We start from the raw sequence: 21,205 nt of genomic DNA on the forward strand, positions 1-21,205 counted from the left end.
CGGGTGGCCGGTGTCTGGCGGGGTCTCGTGGAGGCCGAAGGCGGCCGGATGGTCACCGATCGAGTCGGTGTCGTGGAGGGTGACGAGCCCCGGATCATCGTGTTCGGTCCGCGCCCGGATCCGGAGAACCCGCGAGCCGATCACGACGCCGCACTCGACCACGCGCTCCGCGAAAGCCTCGCCGCCGCACAGGCCATGGTGCGCCCCGAGACCACCGTCGAGTACCGGCGGGTGCTCGCCGGCCGGGAGGACAACTGGCGGGTCGAGGAGATGGACCCGCCGGAGGTCGAGCGGATGAGCACCAGCTGGGTAGCCGGCCGCCGCCTCGATATGACGCGCTGGCGCGACGACGCCGGCGGGTGGCATCCGGTCGACCCCACCCGCCCGGGATGGCAGACCCGCCGCGACGACCCGGAGCCGGAGGACGAGTTCCGGAAGAAGTTCAGTCGGAAGGACCTGCCCGACGGCGTGAGCGGGTGGGCCAGCGAGGATGTCGTCAACGATATCGTCCTGCCCACCGAGAACGTGCCGGCCGGGAAGGTCCCGGAGAGCACGTTGCCGGTGAACGCACCCATGGCGCCGACCCAGTACAACTCCTCGGGCGTCGACCCGAAGGATCTGTACAGCCAGCACTGGGGCGCCGATGCCTACAACGTGATGCGGTTGCTGCTCATGGCCGCACAGGTGCCCAAACATCCGGCCGTGAAGGCATGGATCCAGCGGCATCCGGAGATCGGGCGCTGGGTGGAGGCGCGACCGTGGCTGCAGAAGCTGCCGCCGTTCGGGACGGTCTTCCGCGGGTACGAATGGTTCGCGCCCCCGGACACCGATGTGCAACCCATGCACCGCCGTTGGCAGGTGAGCGATCACGTTCCGCCCGTCGCGATGAACGAAATCCCGGCCGGGCTGCGCCAGGAGTGGGAACGGGAGGCCGGGCAATGGGCCGAAGTGCAGCGGTGGGCCGACCGGGAATACGACCGGTTCCTCGGGGACGACACCGATCTGGATCGGATCGCCGAGGGACTCGAAAGGTTCCGGGAGGATCAGCAGCGGGCGGCGGCCCGGGAATTCGTCGACCTGGTGCGCACGCGCCTGGTCGAGGAACTCGGCGGTATCGACCCGCTCGGTGATGTGCCGGCACAGCTCGCCGCGATCGAGGCCGCGATCGACCGGGTGGCCGACGAGGCCGGAGATCGGTTCGCCGACGACGACCCGGAGCTGGTGCGCAACACCGTCGAGCAGGTCCGGGAGATGCTGCTGGGCGTGGTCGACCCGGCCGAAATCGTGCCGGGCGCCGATCCGGACGAGATCGTGCGGGCCGTCGATCCGGACGAGATCGCCGAACAGCTGGTCGGCCGGATGCGCGACGGCGTACCGCGTTTCACCACTGCCGAGCTCGAGCAGATCAAGAACCACCTGATGGTGGACGAACACTGGGTGCGCGATGCCGGCGATCCCGGTGGCGAAATGGTCCGGCGGCCGATGGACCGCCTCGCCGATATCGCCGAAGCCTGGAACCGGTTGCGCGCCGGGAAACCGCTGCCCGCGGATCTGGTGCTCCTGCAGGACGCGCTGGCCGAGGCGCAGTACCTGGCCGACCACCCGGACGCCACCTGGCAGGCCGCGAACACCCACGCGATCGGCCAGGGATACCACTGGGATGCGCAACGCCCGCCGCTCACCGACTGGCGGGCGGGACGTCGCTACGCGCTGCCACCGCTGGAGCCCGACCCGGAGCACCAGCGGCCGGAGCGCCGTGAGCCGGGGGAGCTCCCGGAGACCGCGGATCCGCGGGCCGGCGACACCGTGGAGTTGCCTGCCGAAGTGCAGTCGGGTGACAACCTGGAACCACTACCGCCCGGCGAGCAACACGGGGACACACTGGAGTTGCCGGTCGGCGAGCAGCCTGGTGACACGCCGGAGTTGCCGGTCGGGGAGCAGCCCCGGGCGGGCGACGTCACCCCGCCCGACGGATCCGGCCCCGACAACGCCAACGGTCGGGATCCCGGCGACTCCGACGGTCAAGATCCCGGCGACCCCGATGGCCCGGCAGTCGGGGGCCCGGGTGGCGGGAAGCCTCCGTCCCGGCCGCCGGCACCCGCCGAGGGGGATCCGGAACCCCCGCAGGGCAACGGACCGCCGCCCCCCGGCGGCCCGGGCGGGCCAGATGATCCCGGTGGTCCGGGGGTGCCGTCCGAAGGCGATTCCCGCGCACCGGCCCATCATGACCCGCTGGATGACCTGGTCGCGTTCCTCCGCGACATGGCGGACTGGCCTGCGCAGCGCGCCGCCGATCCGCTGACCGGGGACCTCGCGGAGCACGCCCGCCGACTGGCCGGGCACCTCGGGCTCGCGGATGTTTTCGGTGAGCTGCGCGACCCGCTCGCCGCCCTGGCCGAGCTCGCCGAAATCGCCCGGGCCCGCGGTTTCCTCGACGATATCGACATCGACAACGGGTCGCGGATGCGGTACCCGGACGATTTCGCCGCGCTGTCCGCGCCGGAACGCTACGGCGACGAGCAGTACTGGCGACACGAAGCCGATCCGGAACTCGCGGCGGCGATGCGGGAGGAGCTGCTCCGTGCGGGGTTGCCGGTGGAAGATCCGCAGCTGCCCCCGGCGCAGGCGACCGCGGAACTGCCGTCCGCGCAGCCCGACGGCGGCCGGGCCGATGGCGCGGCGGATCCCGGTGGGCCGGAGGGCGCTCTCGTACGACCCGACGGCGCCGCGGTCCCCGATCACGGACATGAGGCGACCCCTGGGGACCCCGCGCCGCGGGTGGAAACCGTGGGGGAGACCCGCGACCGGCTGGCCCGCCGGTTCGGGGCCGATGACGCCGCGCTCGGCCCGGACAACCTCGGCAATACGATCTCCGACCACCGCTACCGCATCCTCCTGCGTGCCGCCATGGTGGAGGCGCTGGCCGCTGCCCATGGGCGGTGGGAAGCCGCGACCGACCCGGTAGATCGCGCTGCCCAGCGGCGCTCGCGAGAGGGGTGGGCGCGACTGCTGGGCATCGATCCGCGGATATTCGAGGGCGATCCGGCGGCGGCGCTGAACCGGGAGCGCGCCGGAGTCGTGCGCGCAGCCGATGAACTGGCCGCGCTCGCCGACGGCGCGGTGACAGCCCGGCAGCAGCCGGATTCCCGGGCGGTGAGTCCGGGAGAGACCCGCCGTTACAACGCGCTGGTCGAGGGCCAGCGGGTGCCGGTGCGGCTGGTCGCCGACGACGGCGAAGGCTGGCGAGTAGAAGAAGCCGAACGCGCGGATCCGCCCGCCGTTCCCGATGAGCCCGCCGCCCCCGCCCGCCGCACACCGCTGCTGCGCCGGATCTGGGAATGGCTGCGTGATACCGGATATACCGGCGATACACCGAAATACCCGTCCGGCTCCGGTATCGACAGCGCCGGACAGTCGCTGCTCGGCGACGAGGCCGGATTGCCGCTGCGCAAAACCGAGGATCCGACTCCCGGTGTCCCGGGCGACGAATACGAGGTGCTGCAGACCAAATTCAACCCCGCGCGCATCCTCAAAGAGGGCGTCACCCTGTGGAAGAAACGCGAGCTACTGCCCTTCCTGCGGCGATTCACCGCCCGGGTGGCCGACCCGAGTACCGATACCGTGCCGCTGCTGGACGAGGCCGGTAACGAGTACCGGTATTGGCTCGACGAAGCCGACCCCGATCTGGTGCGCCGGGAACTGGGCGTCGAACTGGACGACCTGAAGGAACAGGCGCGACAGCAGGATCCGGCGCTGCCGCAGGCGCCGGAGACACGCGACCCCACCGCCGCTCTCCCGCCGGCCGAACCGGCCGGTGAGTTGGTTCCCCGGAGCGCGGGTGAAATATCGGGGTGGGTCGATGAATTGGCGGCCGCCGCCGCACTGCGTGACGAACAAGCGGCGGCACTGGCCGTGGCGGCGCGCGCGTTCGGAATCGATCTGGGCGACCCGACGCCCGAGAACGTCCGGCGGGTGCGCGAGCTGATCGAATACCAGCAGGCCCGGCGAATCGGCGCCCTCACCGGTCTCGCCGACGCCGCCCGCCGGTACAACGCCGAACACGCCGATATCCCGTACGGCGATCAGGCGACCTACTTCGACACCAACCCGCTGGCCAGGTTCCTGCGCGAGGTGGTGGACACCTATCGTGCGCCGCACCGGGCGCCGGAGTGGCTGCCCGAAGCACTGCGGCGGTCCTGGCCCGGCCCGGCCGACCTGCTCGGCTGGGAGGGCGTCAACAACGGTGGTGAGCCCAACCGTGAATGGGGCGATCTCTACGACAGCGACCAGCCGGGCCGCGACGATGGCCGCCGCGTCTACCTGGAGCGGGCCCTGCGCCGCGACCAGATTCGCGACGAACGCTCGGTATGGGCCCAGATTCTCGGCGATATCGATCTGAACGCCCTGGACGCGGACCAGCTCGCCGACACCCTCGCCGACCAGCTGTTCCGGATCCAGGAAGCCGCCCAGCGCGTCGAGGATTTCGGCCGGCAGGCCGGCGAATTCCTGCGCCGCGACGCCGAGGTCGATGAACTCGCCGGTCTCATCGGCGATATGGCCGCCCAGGAATGGGTTTTCGGTCAGGACGGGGTGATGTTCGGCGACCCGGCGGGTATCGGCCTGCTGCCCGCCGACCGCCCCGGCGGGCCGATGCGCCTGGTGGTGCTCGACGGCCATCTGGAACACGACCGGATACTGGCCGATGCGCTCGCCCGCTTCCCGGATCTCGCCGCCGCCGTGAACGACGGCACCCTGGAGGTGCGGTACAAGCTCACCCAGGTGCGACCGGGACGGCCGCTGCCCGAGGGCGGGTACGGACCGGAGCGGATCACCCTCGCCGACGCGGGCACCCCGCGAGTGCGGCATATCGACGCCGAGGTCGACGGGCGGCACGTCGATATGACCCTGATCGACGACAGCGACGGCTGGCGCGTGGTGCCGGACGATCCTGTCGAATCCGAAGCGGGTCCGCGTCCCGAACAGATGACGCGCGCCGAGATCGACGCCGCGATCGGCGAACTGCGGGAACGTCTCGGTATCGCCGACGAGGATCTGGCCGACCCGCACCGCCTCGCCGAAGAACTGTCGACGCTGCGCGACCAGAACGAGATCCGGGCCGCCCAACTCGAAGCGATCATGGACCATGCCCGTACCGCCTGGGATATCGACACCTATCACGCGGTCACCCGGGCGAGGGAGATCCTGGCGCATCGGCTCGACCCCGCCGATACCGTCCCGCTCACGCCCGCCGACGCGGCACGTATCCTGGCCGACCCCGCGACCCCCGGCGCGCGGCGGATCCAGCAGATCGACGGGATGCTCTCCTACGCGAAGGAACTGGCGGCGCTGGACCGTGCCGCGGTGGATGCCGCCACGGTACGGCTGCGCCGCCGCCTCGACGCACTCGACGAGGCCGTCCGGGTGACCGATGCCGCGGGAATCGACGAGGCCGTACGTTCCCTGGTGCACCGGCCGCATGCCCGGGCGGACCTCGCCGCCGCCCTGACGGAATTCCTGACCGCCCTCGGGCGGGTCGATATCTTCGACCCTGCGACCCACGGCGACCGGGCCGTGGATCCGCGGGTGGGTAGCGCGGAGATCCCGGTACACGAGAAGGCGGTCCGGCACCTGGTCGGTTTGATCGAGGACCTACGCCATCTCGCCGACGCCCCGCATCGGATGGGTCTGCTGGAAGCAGAATCCGATCTGCTGCCCGCCACCGAACTCGGTATCGGCCACGATTTCGCGCGCACGGTGGGCGTCGACGTACCGCCCGCCGACCTCGCCCGCTGGGACGACGTCCTGGACCGGCATCGCCGCGGCGAGATCGGCGACGACGATCCCGAGCCGGCCCGGGTGCGCGCGGAATTGCAGCGCTGGAACGAGGTCTACGAGAAATACCGGGACGGCCGGCTGGACCGGCACGAACGCCTGACTCCGGCCGAACTGGCCCAGGTGCAGGCCGAATTGCGCGACGAGGTCCAGCAGCGGGCCCGCGATATCGCCAGGCTGGCCGAACTCACCGACCACGCCGCGCACCTCGACGCCGACCGGCTGCGGGATGAACGGGAGCCGGAGCGCGATCGGGCCGCCGCGGAGGTCGAGCGCGCGCGGGCGGTACTGCCCCCGCCGCATCGGGATCTACCCGTGGGCCCGGAGGACCTGGCCTCGCACGAAGCACTGGACCGGCGGCTCGAGGAGTTGCGGGGCCGAACGATGCGGGTCGATGAACAGCAGTCCCGACTGCGGCGGATCGCGGAATTCGAGAGCGCCGCGCGCCGGGTGATCGATGCCGAGGCCGAACTGGACCGGATCGAGGCCGAACTCGAACAGGCAGCCCGAGGAGAACGCGTCCTCCCACCCGGCGAGCACGGCCGACAGGATCCCGACGCGGCGCGTGCCGGCCGGGGCCCGGAGGAGGACCTGGACGGGCGCAATCACTCCAGGCCCGAGGAGTCCGGGGGCCGGCGCCGGGAGTCGAATCCCGCGCACAACCAACCCGTGGAGGGCGGGCCCCTGGAAGTCGGACCGGCGGAAGGCCCACGGGCAGAGGGCGAATCTGCGGAAGGCGGACCTGCGGAGGGTGGACCTGCGGAAGGTGAACCCGCCCGGCCGACCGGAGAAGCCCCGAACACCGATCCCGCAGAGTCTTCCGGCGGAGACCCGGACCGTGGACCCGGGGGGCCGTCCGGTGATACTCCGGACGGTGGCGGCGCCGGACACGGCGGCGGACCCGACGCCCCCCGCGGACGAAACGGCCGCGGTGACTCCGGACGCGGTCCGGGCGCGAGCCGGGGCGCCGACGGCCACCCCGCGCCTCCGGCGGGCGGCGACCCGGCGGCCGCCCGGCGTATGGTGATGCCCCGCGGCTCGACTCTGCGGTCACATATCCCGCATCGACCCCATGAGTGGACGCCGGAGTTCCCGCCGCATTTCGAGAACAACCGCGAGCCGTGGCCGGCCCCGCTGCCCGATCTCCCCGAGCCTCCGAACCCGCCCGTGCCTCCGAATCCACCGGTACCGCCGGAACCTCCGAATCCGCCGGTGCCGCCGGTGCCGCCGAATCCGCCGAATCCGCCGAATCCGCCGGAACCTCCGGAACCTCCGGAACCGCCGGTGCCGCCGAATCCACCGGAACCGCCGGTGCCTCCGGAGCCGCCGGTGCCGCCGGTACCTCCGTTTCCGCCGGTGCCCCCGTTACCTCCGGCACCTCCGTTTCCCCCGGTGCCGCCGGTGCCGCCGGTACCTCCGTTTCCGCCGGTGCCCCCGTTACCTCCGGCACCTCCGTTTCCCCCGGAGCCGCCGGTTCCGCCCGCGCCCCCGGTGCCACCCGGCCCACCGGCCCCGCCCGGCTGGCCGGTACCTCCTGATGTGCCGGCCCCGCCCGGGTGGCCCCCCGTGCCCGGCCCACCGCCGGGATCGCCGTGGCCCCCGCCGCCGCAATTCCCCGGCTTCCCGGACCCCGGATTTCCCGATATCCCCGGACCACCGCAGGTACCGGGTCCGCCCCCAGCGGGGTATCCGAACCCGGAGCCCCCGCTGGATCCGTACCCCAGCGCCCCGGACCGGCCCGGACCGCCGGTGCCCACGGCGCCCCCGGATTTTCCGGGCGGCCCGCCGGGCAGCGATCCGGGCGTCCCCGGCCGACCCGGTCCCGGCGGACAGAACCCATCCGGCCCGGGCGGCCCCGGCGGACAGAGTCCACCTGGCGGTGCGATTCCTCCGGGTATGCCACCGCCGATGATGCCGCCACCCATCGGCGGTATGCCGCCGGGTGGTTCGCCGGATCGCCGGCGCCCGTACGGTGGTGCGCCGCCGGCCGGCGGTGCCGCCGTTCCGCATGGTGAAGGCGAGGACGGCGCCGGGACGACCCTGGTGGTGCGTCCCTTCGCCGGGTTCGGTGTGCCGTCGGAGTTCAACCCGGATACCGGTGCGCTGCAGGCCGCGCCGGCCAACCCGGGCCGGGTCGGTGGCCTCTACGGTGAGATCGCGGGCGTGCCCGCGGTGCTGTACCGCCGTAACGGTCGTCTGAGTCTGCGGATCGGCGTCCAGACGATCGACCTCGAGCAGCCGGTTATCGTCGAGTTGGACACCGTCGCCTATCGGACCACCCGTTTCGCTCTGGTCCAGGGCGGGCACCGGCTGGGTGAGCTGACCTATCGTTCACTTCCGGAGGAGCTCGACTTCGGCGCGTACCTGCGGGATGTGCTCGCCGATCCGGACCGGCGCGCGCAGGTATTCGCGGAGTGACCGGGTGAGCGCGCACCGGCGCGAGGGCGCGCGGAAAGATCAATGAGGAGTAGTCATGCGTATTGGACATCCGACCGACGACGAGCTGCGGGAGAACTTCGCCGAAATGCTCGAATCGGTCCGTAACGGGGGTGGTCTGCGGACCGAGACCGGCCTCGATATGACTACCGAGGACGCGCTGTGGGCGATCGCGCGGGCATATCCGGAGGTCACCGATGAGCTGGTGGCGGCGGCGCATACGGCGTTCACCGGCCAGCTCGATGGATCCAATGCCCGCAGGCAGCGGGAAGAGCTCGCCCGGCAGTTCGAGGAGATCCGCCGCTCGCACGGCGACCGATGACCGCCGCAGGAAAGTGCGTGACCCGGTTCGGCGGGGCGCCGGGACCGGCATGAGGAGAGTGTTCCCGCAGTGACCAGATCAGACGAGGCGCCCGGTGCGGCGCCGGCGGAACCCACGCCGCCGGATCGGGCGAACGGCCCCGTGGACCCGGCTGCCGACCGTGTGACCGCCCAGGCCGCGGATCCGCTCAGGTCCGAGTCCACCGATTCCGAGTCCACCACGTCCGGGCCTACGACTTCCGAGGTCTCCTCTTCCGAGGACGACCCGGATGTGGGCTTCACGCTGTCCCCGCCGGATCAGGAGCTGGATATCGCGGAGCGCGCCCGTGCTCTCATGCATCAGGTGGCCCGGGAGCTGGGGGCCGTGGCTCCCGAGGGATGGCAGCGCGTGGACGCTGTTTTCGCGTCCACGGTGGCCGCCGATGTCGGCTTCGCGCTCTATTCCGACGCCGAGCAGCGCGCCGTCCGCTGGAATCCGACACCGCAGGTGCTGGCGATGGTCCGGGAGCATCGGCAGCTGTCCGCGCGGCTCGGGGACGGGCCGTGGTGGCGGCTGCTGCTCAGTTTGACCAGCGAGGGGCAGATCGAGGTCGACTACGACTACGGGGACGAACCTTTTCCCGAGGACCAGCTGTTCGCGCCCGAGATCTACCGCGCCGACCTGGAGGCCTTTCCCCGCAGCACCCTGCCCGTATGGCTGGCCGCCTACGTCCGTCACGGTGATCGTCAGCAGCGTCCCCCGGCGGTCGCCGCGGCCCGTTCGCGGGCGGAACGAGCGGCCGGTATCGCGGCCTCGACGGTCGAGGGACTGCCGTCGCTACCGGTGACGGCGGCGCGCTGGGCGGTGCTGAGCGCCGCGTTCGTCGCGGCCGGATCCGAATGGGGGCCGCGCCTGACCCCGGCCGTGCGGTGGTTCGAGGGCGCCGGGCGCAGCGGGTGCACGCTCTACTCGCTGCCGGGCGGCCGGGCAGTGCTGTCCGGCGGGGTGTGGAACGCGCCGGAACTGGATGCCGCCTACAACCGGGAGGCCGCGCTGCCGGAACTGTTCCGGGGAGCACCGGAATGGGTCGCGGGTCCGGTTCTCAACCACCGGATCGGTACCGGGCAGCTCACCTTCTGCTACTGGTGGGACGGCGCACGGTGGTACCGGGGCGAATCCCCGCCCATATCCGAGATCGTCACCGCCGTCCCCGGTATCTGGGATCGCGAGACCGTGGTGCGGATCGTCGGCGGCCTGGTCGATCCGGATCCGGACGATGAACAGCGCGCGGCGGTCGAGGCGCTGGTGTCCGCGGCCGAGACCGGAGCGGTTACCCGCGCCGCGCTGGCGGCCGCGTTCCCGGCGGCCGGCGATTCCGAACTCGATACCGCCGCCCATCAACTCGTGATGGGCGGTGTCACCGCGCCCGAACCGCTGCCGGCGCAGGCGGCCGTCGATCGGGTGGCCGGGTATCTCACCGCCGGCGGTGAGGATCTGTCGGGCTACCCCGTCGAGCAGTTGCGCGCGGAACGGGTGAGCGCGGGCTGGATGGTCTACGTGCCGGTGGAGCCGGGTGAGATCGCGGTCGGCCGTGCCATTTTCTATCTGGCCGACGACGGGGTCCTGGAACGGTCGTCGTCCTCGGTGGCCCCGTCCCGGTACATCCCGGAATTCGAGCGCCGGTTCCGCACCCGCAACCGGGCGATGGTCTAGCCGGACAGCGCCTTCGGTGCCGAGCGGAACGGGTACCAGTGCAGGGCCGAGTGGGACCGGTGCCCGTTCACCCGCTGGTACCTTCTATATGAGAAGGATTCGGTTCGCGTTCAGCCGGCGGTGGGGGCTGTGTAAGTCCCGGCTGAGAAATTCGTTGGGACTCGTGCCATCGGCGAGGAGGAGGGTCGTGAGCGTATGGGTCACTTCTCGCCGAGTCGTACGGTGATAGGCGGTCGCCGCAGGGCGAACGCGTATCCGACGGATCGGGCGGGAATCCGGTCATCTGTTCGGTTGTGTGGTCCGGGGGTGGGAGTCCCGGGATCGGACGATCGAATCGTAATCCGCCGGACCCCTGCACTTCTCGAAGAGGGCCTCCCACCGCTGGAGACGCTCGGCACGCGAACCATCGATTTGGCGGGAGTGTGAGGTATGGCCGACGATCCGTGGGGCGCCCTCAGAGGGCAGGCGGCGAGCGGCGGATTCGTTTTCGCCGAAGGGATAGCGGGTGAGGCCGCGGATCTGTGCGCGGACCTCATGAGCATCCTCAACGTCGTCAAGGAGATCGCGGGTTTCACGAAACCGGTCCCGGAGTTCGGTGATTTCGACGGCGCCCAGCGTCTGCGTACCAAGCTCGACGAAGTGGCCGGGGATTTCGCCGACGACGTGATGCCCAAGCATCGCGAGCACATCACGGCCCTCGGTGAAGCCTTCGTCCTGGCCGGCAAGCTGTATCAGGAGACGGATCAGGACGCGGCGGGTGAATTCCAGCGACGGGTCCGGGCGAGTTCGGCGGGTGGACTGGTCGAGGACGCCTTCGGTCACTACGACTCCACCGACGGATTCGTCGACGACACCTACACCAAGCGGCCCGATCTGGGGAACTTCAGTGAAGAGGGTAATACGTACACTCTTCCGGCCGGTCTGTCCGGGCTCAAAGGAAGTCCGGGTGCGCTCGCGTTCTCGGCGTCGGTACCGCCGGCCGAAGGTCTGGCGTATCCGGATTTCTACTACCTGGGAATCGACCTCTCCGGCAAACCTTCGCAGGTCGAGGACAAGGCGACCTACTGGTACCGGACCCAGGTGCAGATGGATACCGGAATCACCAATTTCGGTGAAGGAATGCGCGGACTGTTCGAATCGGGTCGATGGGAGGGTACCGGGGCCGGGGGCGCCCGGGACGCGGTCAACAGGTATATCTCCGCCGGTGAGGGTCTCGTCACCGGAATGGGGCAGATGGCCGAGAACCTGATGCATATGGCGCAGTGGATCATGGGCACCGCGGTGGGAATGCCCTCCAAGCTGTACGCGACCGCGATCTCGGAGGAGGGCGAGAACAGCATCGCCCGGTACGAGGCCGAAGCGGAAGCCCACTACAACGCGTGGTACAAGCCCGGAGTCGAACTCACTGCGGGCGTGCTACCGAAATTCCTGCCCCCCGGCGAAACACCGGCACAGCCGAACGACGAGAACAACAACGGCGGTAACAACGGCGGGGGAAACGGCGGCGGTGGTGGCGGGGGCGGTGGTGGCGGCAGCACGCCCGCCGGCCTGGAGCAACAGCAGGCCGCGTTGCAGGGTATCGAAGAGCAGCGCGCGGAACTCATGGCCGCGCAACAGGAACTGGAGACCCAGGCGCAACAGCAGCAGGCCGCCCTCCAGCAACAGCAGCAGGCGCTCGAACAGCAACCGGGAGCTCAGCCGTTGCTTCAGGCCGCCCAGCAAGGACTGCAGCAACTGGGTCAGATGGGTCAGCAGCTGTCCCAGGCGGCGCAGCAGGCGTTGCAGCAGGCCGGGATCACCGGGCTGCCCGGTATGCCGGCACTGCAGGATGCCGTGAAGAACTATCAGTCCGCGCTGCAGAAGGCCGGTAAATTGCCTTCCGGCCTGGGCGGCAGCAGCGGTGCGGGTGCCGGGGGTGGTGGCGCGCCCGGCGGCGCGAAATCCCCTCCTGTGCCGAATGTGGAGAAGGCGGCCAAGCTGTTCCCCCGGGCCTCGCTCGCGACCTCGACCGGGCAGTTGACGGGGGTATCCGCGGCCCCCGCGGGGCAGGGTATGCCGATGGGCGGTATGCCGATGGGTGGCGGCGGCGCCGGCGGCGGCGCTCAGGGCGGCCAGCAGAAGGACCACAAGCGCGCCGACTACCTCGATTCCACCGAATGGCTCGAGGAGGGAATCGGAGAGCCCTCCATCGTCGCGAAGCCGGTGGTGGATCAGTGACTTCCGCGCGCCGGCAATGGAGCTTCACCGATGTGGAATTCCACGTGCTGTGGTCGGACCGGACCGGTGGACGGCTGCCCTTCCCGCTGCGGTTCACGGCACGCACGCGGGACGCCGACCGTTGGGAGGCGGACGTCATACGCACCCGCTCCGAACTACGCGAGCGGTTGGGTACCTCCTTCGATCAGGTGCTGGCCGCGCTGATCGCACCGGATATCCGGATCTCGGTCCACGGCAGCGATCACCGTAAACCCGAAGAACCCGAGAGTCTGATCCGGATGATGGGCGCGCGCCGAGGAACGCGGGGATACATCGTGCAGACGGTTCCCGGTGAGAACTTCTGGTACAGCAAGGGGTTCACCGTCCGTCAGTGCGACGCTGTGCGACTGGCCGACGAGATGACGGCGCTGATGCCGGAGGGAGAAATGGGCAAACAGGCCGAGATCGTGCTGCCCGCCGTCGGCGGCCCGGCCGGGCAGGATCGCCCCTCCGGCGGACCGAATGTCCGGGACACCTTCACCCTGACACCGCAACAGCGGGGCGCGGCCTTTCTCGCGGCCCCGGCTTCCTGCGTGGGCGCCGTCCAGATCGAGCAGGGTACGTCGATATACGGTCCGCGCGGGATCACCCGGTTCCGGTTGGATTGGCGTGATGTGGTGGACGACGGTCGATACGTCATTCGCGACAACGAACCTCCGGTCGCGGTGCCGGCGGACGCGAAAGTGCTGACCACGCTGATCAATGCGAAAGTCGCGCAGGTGGTCCGGGCGATCAAGGAGGAGAGGCAGCGCGGCTGACGCCGTGCCCGCGGCCCGGCGCTGCACGCGGAGATGACCACCGTGGTGGATCGCGAGGACAGGTGCCGAGCCGACCGAACGCTGGCACACTGTTAACAGAAGGGCAGCCGGGCAAGAAAACTCGGTCGAGGTAGATACGAACGCAGCACCGCCGCTGCGTGAATCGCCGACGATCAGGAGGTTCGGGGGTATGGGGGTTGTCGTCGACGCGCCGAAGCGCATTGCGCATGCGCCCGGACCGGGGGCATGCGAGAACTGTGAACAGGGTTCGGCCCGTTCGCTTCACTATTCGTTTGTGGAGTCCGGGGGTGGGAGTCCCGGGATTGGACCGACACAGCGTATATCTCCGTGCCGGGGCAGCGTGCGCTGGTCATCCCCAGTTTTGGGAAGGCGTCAGGGGCGGCGGCGATCACGGTGCATCCACGGACGGCCCGCAGGACGAACACCCGCCGATTACCTGGGGTTCACCTGCGCGAATGATACTGAGCCACGCGGTACTGCCGGTGCCGGACCGGCCGAGGGTGGACCTCATGGCGCGGAAATTCTTCCCGTCACCGCGATGGAATCCAGGAGGAAGACGATGAACACGCCCGCTGCGCCCGGTGACGATGAGTTCCCCACGGAGTTCACCGCTCACTCGCTGACCGGCTCCATCCGGGTACGCACCTCGGAAGGAGGTGTGCCGGTGGCGATTTCGGTGGAACCGGATCAACTACAGCGCGATCCGGACGCCCTGGCCGGGGAGATCCTGCGGCTGTGCAAGCAGTCGGCGGCGCGCGCGGGGCTCGCCCGGCGTAAACAGCTGGAAGAGGCCGGGTTCACCGAAGACATGCTGCGTATGGCCGGTCTGCCGACCGAGGTGGAGGTCGCGCGGCAGGAGATCGTCGAGGAGCAGGACTACGACACCGAACCCCCGAGCTGGCTGCGCTCGGTATAGGTGCGGGGAGGAAACGAGGCTGTCATGGTCGAGACGATGGACGAGCTCATGGCCCGGGTGCAGGAGCAGGTGTACCGGCTCACCGACCTGCACGAATCGATGGTCGGGATCGCGGTGACAGAGACGTCTCCCGATGGTGCCGTCACCGTGCAGGTGGACGGAAACGCGGCGCTTACCGGGCTGAGTTTCACGGCCGCGATCAACAAACTCAAACCGGCGGAATTCGAGAAGGTGCTGGTCGAGACCGCGCATGCGGCCGCGTACCAGGCCATCTCGCAGCGGGCGGATCTGGTCACCGCCTTCAATTCGGAAAGCACGAGGTAGTCACCGACTGTTCACCGCGTCGCGATCGCGGCCGTTGGTATCAGCTGGGTACCGTTGTTGACGAAACATTGTGGGATGTTTCGGGATTGGACACCAAATGAATCACGTTCACGCAGTTCCGGAAGCGATTGTCGGTTACGGTAACGCGTCCGCGGCGATGGCCACGGGCGTGGCGGCCGCCGCCGAAATCGATCAGGTCGCCACTGTCGCGGCGGCCGCGCCGGTCTTCGGATTGATCGGTCAAGAGTTACTTCTCGCGTTCGCCTACGCGCAGGCCAATCACCTCGCGTCGGTCGCCCAGCTCGCGGGGGTGCACGCCGGCACCGCGTTGACCGCTTACCAGGCGGCGGCAAGCTATGCGGGTACGGATGCGCTCAACGGGATGAACATCGGCACGGTGAACCGGCTGCCATGAGCACGGCACCAGCTTCCCCGTCACCGGGCGAGCAGCCGCCGCCACCTGGTGCCGACCCGCTGGATCCGACCGTCCTGGACCTGCTGCGAGGTAGTGCGCTGGCGCCGATGCTGGATATGCCGGTGAACGATATCCTCGCCAACCTGGGATTACCGGGTCTGCCGGAATTCCCGGCGTTCGGTCAGCTGCCGGGCATGCCGCCGCTGCCGACGATCGACCTGAGCGCGCTGATGCGTCCGCTCACCGATCTGGCTTCGGCGTTCGGCACCGGACAGTTCGCGCCGCCGGCGCTTCCGGCTCCGGCGGCCGCGGGCGATCCGGCGGCGGCCCCCGCGGCACCGCCGATCGATCCGATGCAGATGCTGTCTCAGGTCGGCACCGTGATGCAGTCGGTGTTGCAGGTCGCGCCCCAGGCATTGCAGACCGTGATGCAGCTGTGGCAGGGCATGGGGGCGATGGAGGCCGCGACCAAATCGGGGCAGGCCACCGCGGACGCGGGCAATCTGGAAGCGCAGAGCCTGCAGGAGAAGCAGCACCTGGGTGAGGGCGCCGTGACGGTTGGGACCGGCGCCGCGTTGATGACCGCGGTGATCAGTGCCTTCGCCGCCAAACTCGGACTCGCTCCGCTGTACTGCGCCACGCCGGGTGGGCAGGCGCTGCTGGTGGCGTTCGCGGTGGAGGCGGGATCCGAGGGCCTGGCGGTCACCGCCAAGACCAAGGGCGAGCTGGCCGTGGAGAGCGGCCTGATGGTGCAGGCCGGGCAGAAGGTACCGGTGACCAGCGCGCCGACCGGCGTGGACCCCAGCGAACAGCTCAACCAGCTCATGCAGGTCATGGGCATGGTCACCCCGCTGATCAGCAGTGTCGGTCAGGTCGCGGGGTCGATCGGCCAGGCAGTCGGCCAGTCGGGGCAGTCGCTGAGCCAGTTTGCGGCGCAACACACCAGGGACGGCGCCAAACCTGCCGGTATCGAGAACGGCTCCGGCGTGCCGGGCGAACCGGGCGAGAAGAAGGACATCTCCGCGGGCGGCGGTCTCGGTGGCGGTATGCCCGGGGTCGGTCTGGTCGGGGGCGGTGCACCCGCCGCGCTCAACGCCTTCCCCGGTTCCAAGATCGGCGCCCCCGGACCCCTCGGTGCGGTCGGCGCTCCCGGGGGACTGGGCAATTCGTCCAACTCGGTCGCGGGGATGTCGTCGGCCGCGAATTCGACGGGTGCCAGTTCGGGGGCGAGCAACAGTCCCGGCTATATGCCGATGGGTGCGGGAATGGGCGCCGCGGGAATGGCCCGCGACGGCGAATCGATCACCGACGGCTCGGCCCGGGGCCCCGTCTCGGCCGAATACGGCGACGAAGTGGTCGGGCGGATGGACGGCATCGCGGTGCCGGTGGTCGGGGCGGCGGATACGGATTCCGAACCTCCGCCGGACAAAGAACTCACGCTCTAGGCGAAGGCCGGCGATCAGCGCACAGGAGGGTTCCCATGGAAAACGAGATCGGTCAGGTATACAACGGCGTCCGGTTCGATCCGGACGCGGCCGGAAAGGCGTCGTCCGGGCTGGACACGCTGGCAGACCGGCTGGCCGCCGATCTGGCGGCGGCACAGGACGCACTGACGGTGCTCCCGGCGGGTATCGACGAGGTGTCCGGCCGGGCCGCGCAGACACAGAACGATGTGGCCGGCTCCTTTCTGACCAGTGCCCAGGCCAGCGTGCACGAGATTCGCAAACTGGCGGCCACGCTGCGGCTCAGCACGAACCAGTTCGGCGGTATGGAATCCGACAACGCGGTGGGCTTCGGCGGCCCGACCGGCTGACCGGCATCCACGGCATCGAATACCGGAGGGGGACACCCAGCGATGATCGAACCACCACAGCCCGGCTTCACCGGGGTGGTGTGGCCCGCGCGCCCGGCCGACCGGCTGGCCCGCGAGCTCACCACCGGCCCGGGTGGGGTCCCCATGGCCGAGGCCGTCGCGGCCTGGGCGCGGGTGGCCGCCTCCCTCGGTGCGGCCGTGGTGGAATACGAGAAAGCCGTGGCCGAGGTCCGCGGTGCCTGGGGGTCCGGCCGTAGCAACGAGGTACTGCAGCGGATTTCGACCCTGCGGGACTGGCTGATCGAGGCCACCGGGGCGGCGGCGGCGAACATGGCACGGTTCCAGGCGCAGGTCGCCGCCTACGAGGTGGCCCGGCTGGCCATGCCCGCCATCACCGATATCCAGCAGATCCAGCAGATACAGGAGATGCTGGAATCGATCGGCGGGTCGATGGGCGCGGTGATCAAGGCCGTCGCGGCCGACGCGGACAAGGATTCGGATATGGCCAAAGCGGTGGCCAGCCGGGTCATGGAGAACTACGAGAAGGCCACCGAACCGCTGGCCCTCGCGTGGCAGCAGACGCATCCTCCGATGATCGCGCCGGAAACCGCCCTGGCCGCCGAGAACTCGGCGGCGGTCGCCACCGAACCGCCGAAGCCGGCCGCCGCGCCGGTCGGCGGGATGGGGCCGATGCCGGGCGGGCTGTCCCTCCCGGGGACGGCGGCCCGGACGCTGACCGCCTACACCGCGCCCGCGTTCGGCAAAACCGCTGCGGTGCAAGAAGTCGTGCCGAACGCGACCTCGTCCGGCAATGTCGGCGCCGGCTCTCGCGCGCCGATCGCCCCGGGCATGATGGGCGGACACGGCGGTGGGGGCGGCGGTCAGGAGGGGTCCCGCTTTCCTCGTGCCTCGCTGCCCGGCGAGGACGAACAGTTCGCCGGCGCCGGCGAAATCCAGGCCGCTCCCGCGGTCCTGGGCGGCGTCGAAGCGGCCCAGACTGCTCCCGGTGTGCGCACCGGGGGAACGCCGGTGGGTGATCGCGGATGACGATGCTGACGAACGACGCCCTGCTCGCCGTCGCCGAACGGCTCCGGGTGCAGACCTTGCCACTGGTGTTGTCCGTGGGACCGCGCCAGGACTCCTACGACGAATGGATCGCGGCCCGGGATCGCGCGGTCGCCGACCTCACCGCGACCGGCGTGTTCGATACGGACGGCGACGTCGAGAGCGGACTGGCCGCAGCGCTTTTCGTGCTGTCGCAACCGGATCGGGAACTGGTGGCACGCCACTACTCGCCCGACGGCGCGGTCCGGGTGTGCGTGGGCTACCGCAACGAACTGCACGCCGCCGCCGTGCGGACCGGCGACGATTTCGATATCGCGCTGTGGTCGTGTGACGGGTCGCCGGCGGAACTGACCCGCGCGATTCTGGGCGCCCTCCCGGTGTGCGCACCCGCGGAGGTCGCCGGATTCAGCGCGCCGGCCGCGGAGCTCGCCGAGCGACTGGACGACGCCGAGGACGTCAGCGGCTACGTCGACGCGATGTACGCCTCGGGCGTCGCCGCCCGGGACGCCACGATCCTCGGCGCGGCGTTCGGCTCCTGCCATTCCTTCACCGAGATCGTGGCCTACGGCTACGAAGACGGGCAGTCGAACCGCGCCCCCGGGGCGGTCGCGGTGTACGACACCGAACGCGGGCGGCTCGTCGCCGCCCCCACGGTTTCGCCGGATCAACAGATCTGGTCCACGGTTACAACGGGCAGCGACTACCGGGTCGCCCAGGCGGTTGCCGCGTTGCTCGAAGGCCTGCCCGGGGGGAGGTGGCTGACCTCTTAGTTCCCGTGGTGACTACTCCACCGATCTCCTTCGCGCGAGATCCCGAGATCTCGTGCACAACAATCTCACGAAAGGATCCCAGTAATGGCGACACAGGGTGTTGATCTCGATCTCGAGCTGGTCAAGAAGGCCACCGGCGAGATGTACCAGGCCATCGAGAATCTGCGGATGTCGGTCAAGTCCGTGGACTCGGCGGGCGACGCGGCCCGTGCGGGCTGGAAGGGTGACGCGAACGCGTCGTTCGTCACCACCTCCCAGGCCTGGAGCGACGAGTCGGACCGGCTCAACCAGAAGCTCGACGAGCTGACCAAGGCCACCGAGGATGCCACCCAGACCATCCTGGGCATGGATGAGGACGCCTTCATCCCCGGCGGCGGCTACACCAGCCTCTGACCCGGCCCGGGCAGTACTTCCACCAATCCGCTCCACCGAGAAGGAAATGGGAACATGAGCGATATTTTGTACGACCGCCCCACCATGGAGGCGCTGTTCGATGCCCTGAACACCGAGGGCAGCAAGATCCAGGGTGAGATCGAGGCGCTGGCGACCGCCAAGGACAACTTCCTCAACGCCATGGCCAGCCAGGGTGCGCAGGAAGGCTTCCAGAGCGCGCACCAGTCCGTGAACACCGAGCTGGAGGACACCCTCCACAAGCTCGACCAGCTCGCCATCGCGGTCGAGAACGCGCTGCAGCGCGCGCTGCAGACCGATAAGAAGATCGGCGACGGCTTCGCCGCCTTCGCCTGATCCACCGCGCAGTACGCGCTGACGAGAACGGCCGGCCGGGTCGGATGAGGATCCGGCCGGCCGTTCCGCGTATCCGGGTCAGCGAGCGGCGAGGGATTCGCCGATGTAATGCATCTCTTCCCTGGTGGTGACCATATTGACGGTGGTGGTCACCGCGGGGGTGCGGATCGTGAGGCGGTTCGGCGCCGCCGGATCCTGGATCAGCGAGACGTCCGCCTCGATCGAACCGGCCGGCTCGTGCGGTTGCCGCACGTGCACGATGGTCGCGCCGCCGGCGTGCGAAACCGGCGGGACACCGTCGAATACGAGAACGGTGGTGCTCGGATAGGGCGCTGTCGGCATGGGCGGCGGACCGGGTGGATGGTAACTGGCGCCCGCGGCCCGGGGGGCGATGGTGAGAACCTGCGGGGCGTCCAGATTGCGTACCATCGTCTGCCACGCCTCCGGACGCGCGGTGTGCACGATGGCATGCGCGCCGAGGCCGGTGGCCCGCAGGATGACCTGCTGCGCCAGGTCCAGGGTGCCGATCACCTCGAGCTGACGGGTGCCCTCACCGATCAGCGGTACCGCGATACCCCGACCGCGATCGTCCGCGCCGATCAGCTGCCCGCACCCGGCGGTCGGGACCGTGAATTCGGTGAGCGCGGCCAGCGTGCCGCGATAGGCGACATCGCGCCCCCAGCGACCCGTATAGCCGACCGGCAGCGTATCGAGCAGGATGCGCAGCTGATTTCCATAGAGTTCGCGCAGGCCTTCCAGCGGTGGCTGTTCGGGCGGTTCGACGGTATCGAACCGGACCACCGCGTTCAGGACCACGGTATCGGCGAGTTCGGTATGCGGGTCCCCGCGATTGATACCGGGCCGCAGCCGCAGGGTGACCGTGGTGGACAGGCTGGGGACCGCCCAGATATCGGCCAGGCCGCGCGGGCCCACCATATCGGCGCCGATCTGATACTGCGCGAGGTAGCGGCCCTGGGATTCCAGCCACTGGGGTTCTTCGGTGATCTGCTCCACCGCGAACCCGTGGGTCAGTTCGCGTACCGCGGTGTTCATCTCCGTCGCGGTGAGCACCGAGGCGGCGATATCGTGCGCGGCCAGGCGGTTCGCGACCCGCCTGGTGGCGATGATGGCCGCCCGCAGTGCTCCGGTGCCGCCGCCGCCGCGATTGTCCACCGCCTCCGCGTTGGCCAGCGGATCCAACCGCAATACCAGCCAGCAGGTGCGATGCGCGATGGCCGGAAGTGGTCCGAGGATCCGGTCGTAGAGATGGGCGGCCACGCCGGTACCGGCGGTGCGGGCGCCGGTGCTCACCACGTCGATACCGGCCAGGGTCAGATCGAATTGATCGAGGCAGCGCGCGATCTCGGGCAGCGGGAGCAATTGTTCGGTATTCAGTGATCCGGGGCGCAGCAGGGTCAGAGTGTCCGGTGGGGGGTCGATTCGCAGCACGGTCAGCAGCAGATCCCCGTCCCAGCGCACTCCGTACCCGCCGCCCTCGGGCAGCGGAACGTCGAAGGCGGCGGCCTGTTCCAGGCGTTCGGCCGGGATGGTGCCGCGCCGGGAGAACGCTCCCGCGATCCGGGCCATGAGGGTCCGGCCGCCGATGGGCGCCAGGCAGATGAGTCCGGCCGCGACCCCGGCGCCCAGCGAATACCAGACCGAATCGGCGAATGCCAGCACGATCCACGCGATCGCTGCCGCGCACAAAATACCGGGAACGACAATTCGCAGCGGAAATATTCTGAACAGCCAGAATTCCGGATCCCGCAAAGTGTCGTACGCCGATGGGCGAATATTCTCCGAATTCTGAGAAACCGTCCGGTCCGGAATTTCTGGTT

At 69.8% G+C, this 21,205-nt stretch carries 15 protein-coding genes (1 of these 15 only partly in view); 14 read left to right on the top strand and 1 reads right to left on the bottom strand.

Translation table 11 applies throughout. The features are described 5' to 3' along the window. The 14 genes from AB0F41_RS08480 to AB0F41_RS08545 all read left to right on the top strand — a co-directional run. Positions 1-8,250, top strand: the end of a protein-coding gene (locus AB0F41_RS08480) for a hypothetical protein (protein WP_357422124.1). 19,815 nt of this gene lie to the left of the window's left edge; 8,250 of the gene's 28,065 nt are visible here — the last part of the coding sequence; its start codon lies beyond the left edge, outside the window; it ends in the stop codon at positions 8,248-8,250. A gap of 55 nt (positions 8,251-8,305) precedes the next feature. Further along, positions 8,306-8,590, top strand: a complete 285-nt coding sequence (locus AB0F41_RS08485) for a hypothetical protein (RefSeq protein ID WP_357422125.1) — start codon at positions 8,306-8,308, stop codon at positions 8,588-8,590. Between the two features lie 69 nt (positions 8,591-8,659). After that, positions 8,660-10,282: a hypothetical protein gene (locus tag AB0F41_RS08490; RefSeq protein ID WP_357422126.1), complete on the top strand. Its 1,623-nt coding sequence runs from the start codon at positions 8,660-8,662 to the stop codon at positions 10,280-10,282. Between the two features lie 429 nt (positions 10,283-10,711). Further along, positions 10,712-12,499 (top strand): hypothetical protein, encoded by a 1,788-nt coding sequence (locus tag AB0F41_RS08495; protein ID WP_357422127.1) that lies wholly within the window; start codon positions 10,712-10,714, stop codon positions 12,497-12,499. After that, positions 12,496-13,296, top strand: a complete 801-nt coding sequence (locus AB0F41_RS08500) for an ESX secretion-associated protein EspG (RefSeq protein ID WP_357422128.1) — start codon at positions 12,496-12,498, stop codon at positions 13,294-13,296. Before AB0F41_RS08495 ends, AB0F41_RS08500 begins: the two co-directional genes overlap by 4 nt. 580 nt (positions 13,297-13,876) lie before the next feature. Then, a complete protein-coding gene (locus AB0F41_RS08505) occupies positions 13,877-14,233 on the top strand; it encodes a hypothetical protein (RefSeq protein ID WP_357422129.1) in 357 nt (118 codons plus the stop codon). Positions 14,234-14,257: 24 nt separating this feature from the next. Then, a complete protein-coding gene (locus tag AB0F41_RS08510) occupies positions 14,258-14,557 on the top strand; it encodes a YbaB/EbfC family nucleoid-associated protein (RefSeq protein ID WP_357422130.1) in 300 nt (99 codons plus the stop codon). A gap of 97 nt (positions 14,558-14,654) precedes the next feature. Beyond that, positions 14,655-14,972, top strand: coding sequence for a type VII secretion target (locus AB0F41_RS08515; RefSeq protein WP_357422131.1), 318 nt, complete (start codon positions 14,655-14,657; stop codon positions 14,970-14,972). Beyond that, positions 14,969-16,417: a hypothetical protein gene (locus tag AB0F41_RS08520; RefSeq protein WP_357422132.1), complete on the top strand. Its 1,449-nt coding sequence runs from the start codon at positions 14,969-14,971 to the stop codon at positions 16,415-16,417. Before AB0F41_RS08515 ends, AB0F41_RS08520 begins: the two co-directional genes overlap by 4 nt. A 35-nt stretch (positions 16,418-16,452) precedes the next feature. Beyond that, the gene (locus AB0F41_RS08525; RefSeq protein WP_357422133.1) at positions 16,453-16,785 is read left to right on the top strand and encodes a PE family protein; all 333 of its coding nucleotides are present in this window, start codon (positions 16,453-16,455) and stop codon (positions 16,783-16,785) included. Positions 16,786-16,827: 42 nt separating this feature from the next. Then, on the top strand, positions 16,828-17,832 hold the full coding sequence (locus AB0F41_RS08530; protein WP_357422134.1) for a PPE domain-containing protein: 1,005 nt from the start codon (positions 16,828-16,830) through the stop codon (positions 17,830-17,832). Next, positions 17,829-18,620, top strand: a complete 792-nt coding sequence (locus tag AB0F41_RS08535; RefSeq protein WP_357422135.1) for an ESX secretion-associated protein EspG — start codon at positions 17,829-17,831, stop codon at positions 18,618-18,620. The genes AB0F41_RS08530 and AB0F41_RS08535 overlap by 4 nt, the downstream gene beginning before the upstream one ends. A gap of 84 nt (positions 18,621-18,704) precedes the next feature. Then, positions 18,705-19,013: a WXG100 family type VII secretion target gene (locus tag AB0F41_RS08540; RefSeq protein WP_357422136.1), complete on the top strand. Its 309-nt coding sequence runs from the start codon at positions 18,705-18,707 to the stop codon at positions 19,011-19,013. A 54-nt stretch (positions 19,014-19,067) separates the two neighbouring features. After that, positions 19,068-19,367, top strand: a complete 300-nt coding sequence (locus tag AB0F41_RS08545) for a type VII secretion protein EsxR (RefSeq protein WP_357422137.1) — start codon at positions 19,068-19,070, stop codon at positions 19,365-19,367. A 78-nt stretch (positions 19,368-19,445) separates the two neighbouring features. Here the strand turns inward: AB0F41_RS08545 and eccE are convergent, their stop codons facing one another. Beyond that, positions 19,446-21,137, bottom strand: a complete 1,692-nt coding sequence (gene eccE, locus AB0F41_RS08550) for a type VII secretion protein EccE (protein WP_357422235.1) — start codon at positions 21,135-21,137, stop codon at positions 19,446-19,448. Positions 21,138-21,205: the final 68 nt, after the last annotated feature.

Source organism: Nocardia sp. NPDC024068 (assembly GCF_040638875.1).
Lineage (GTDB): Bacteria > Actinomycetota > Actinomycetes > Mycobacteriales > Mycobacteriaceae > Nocardia.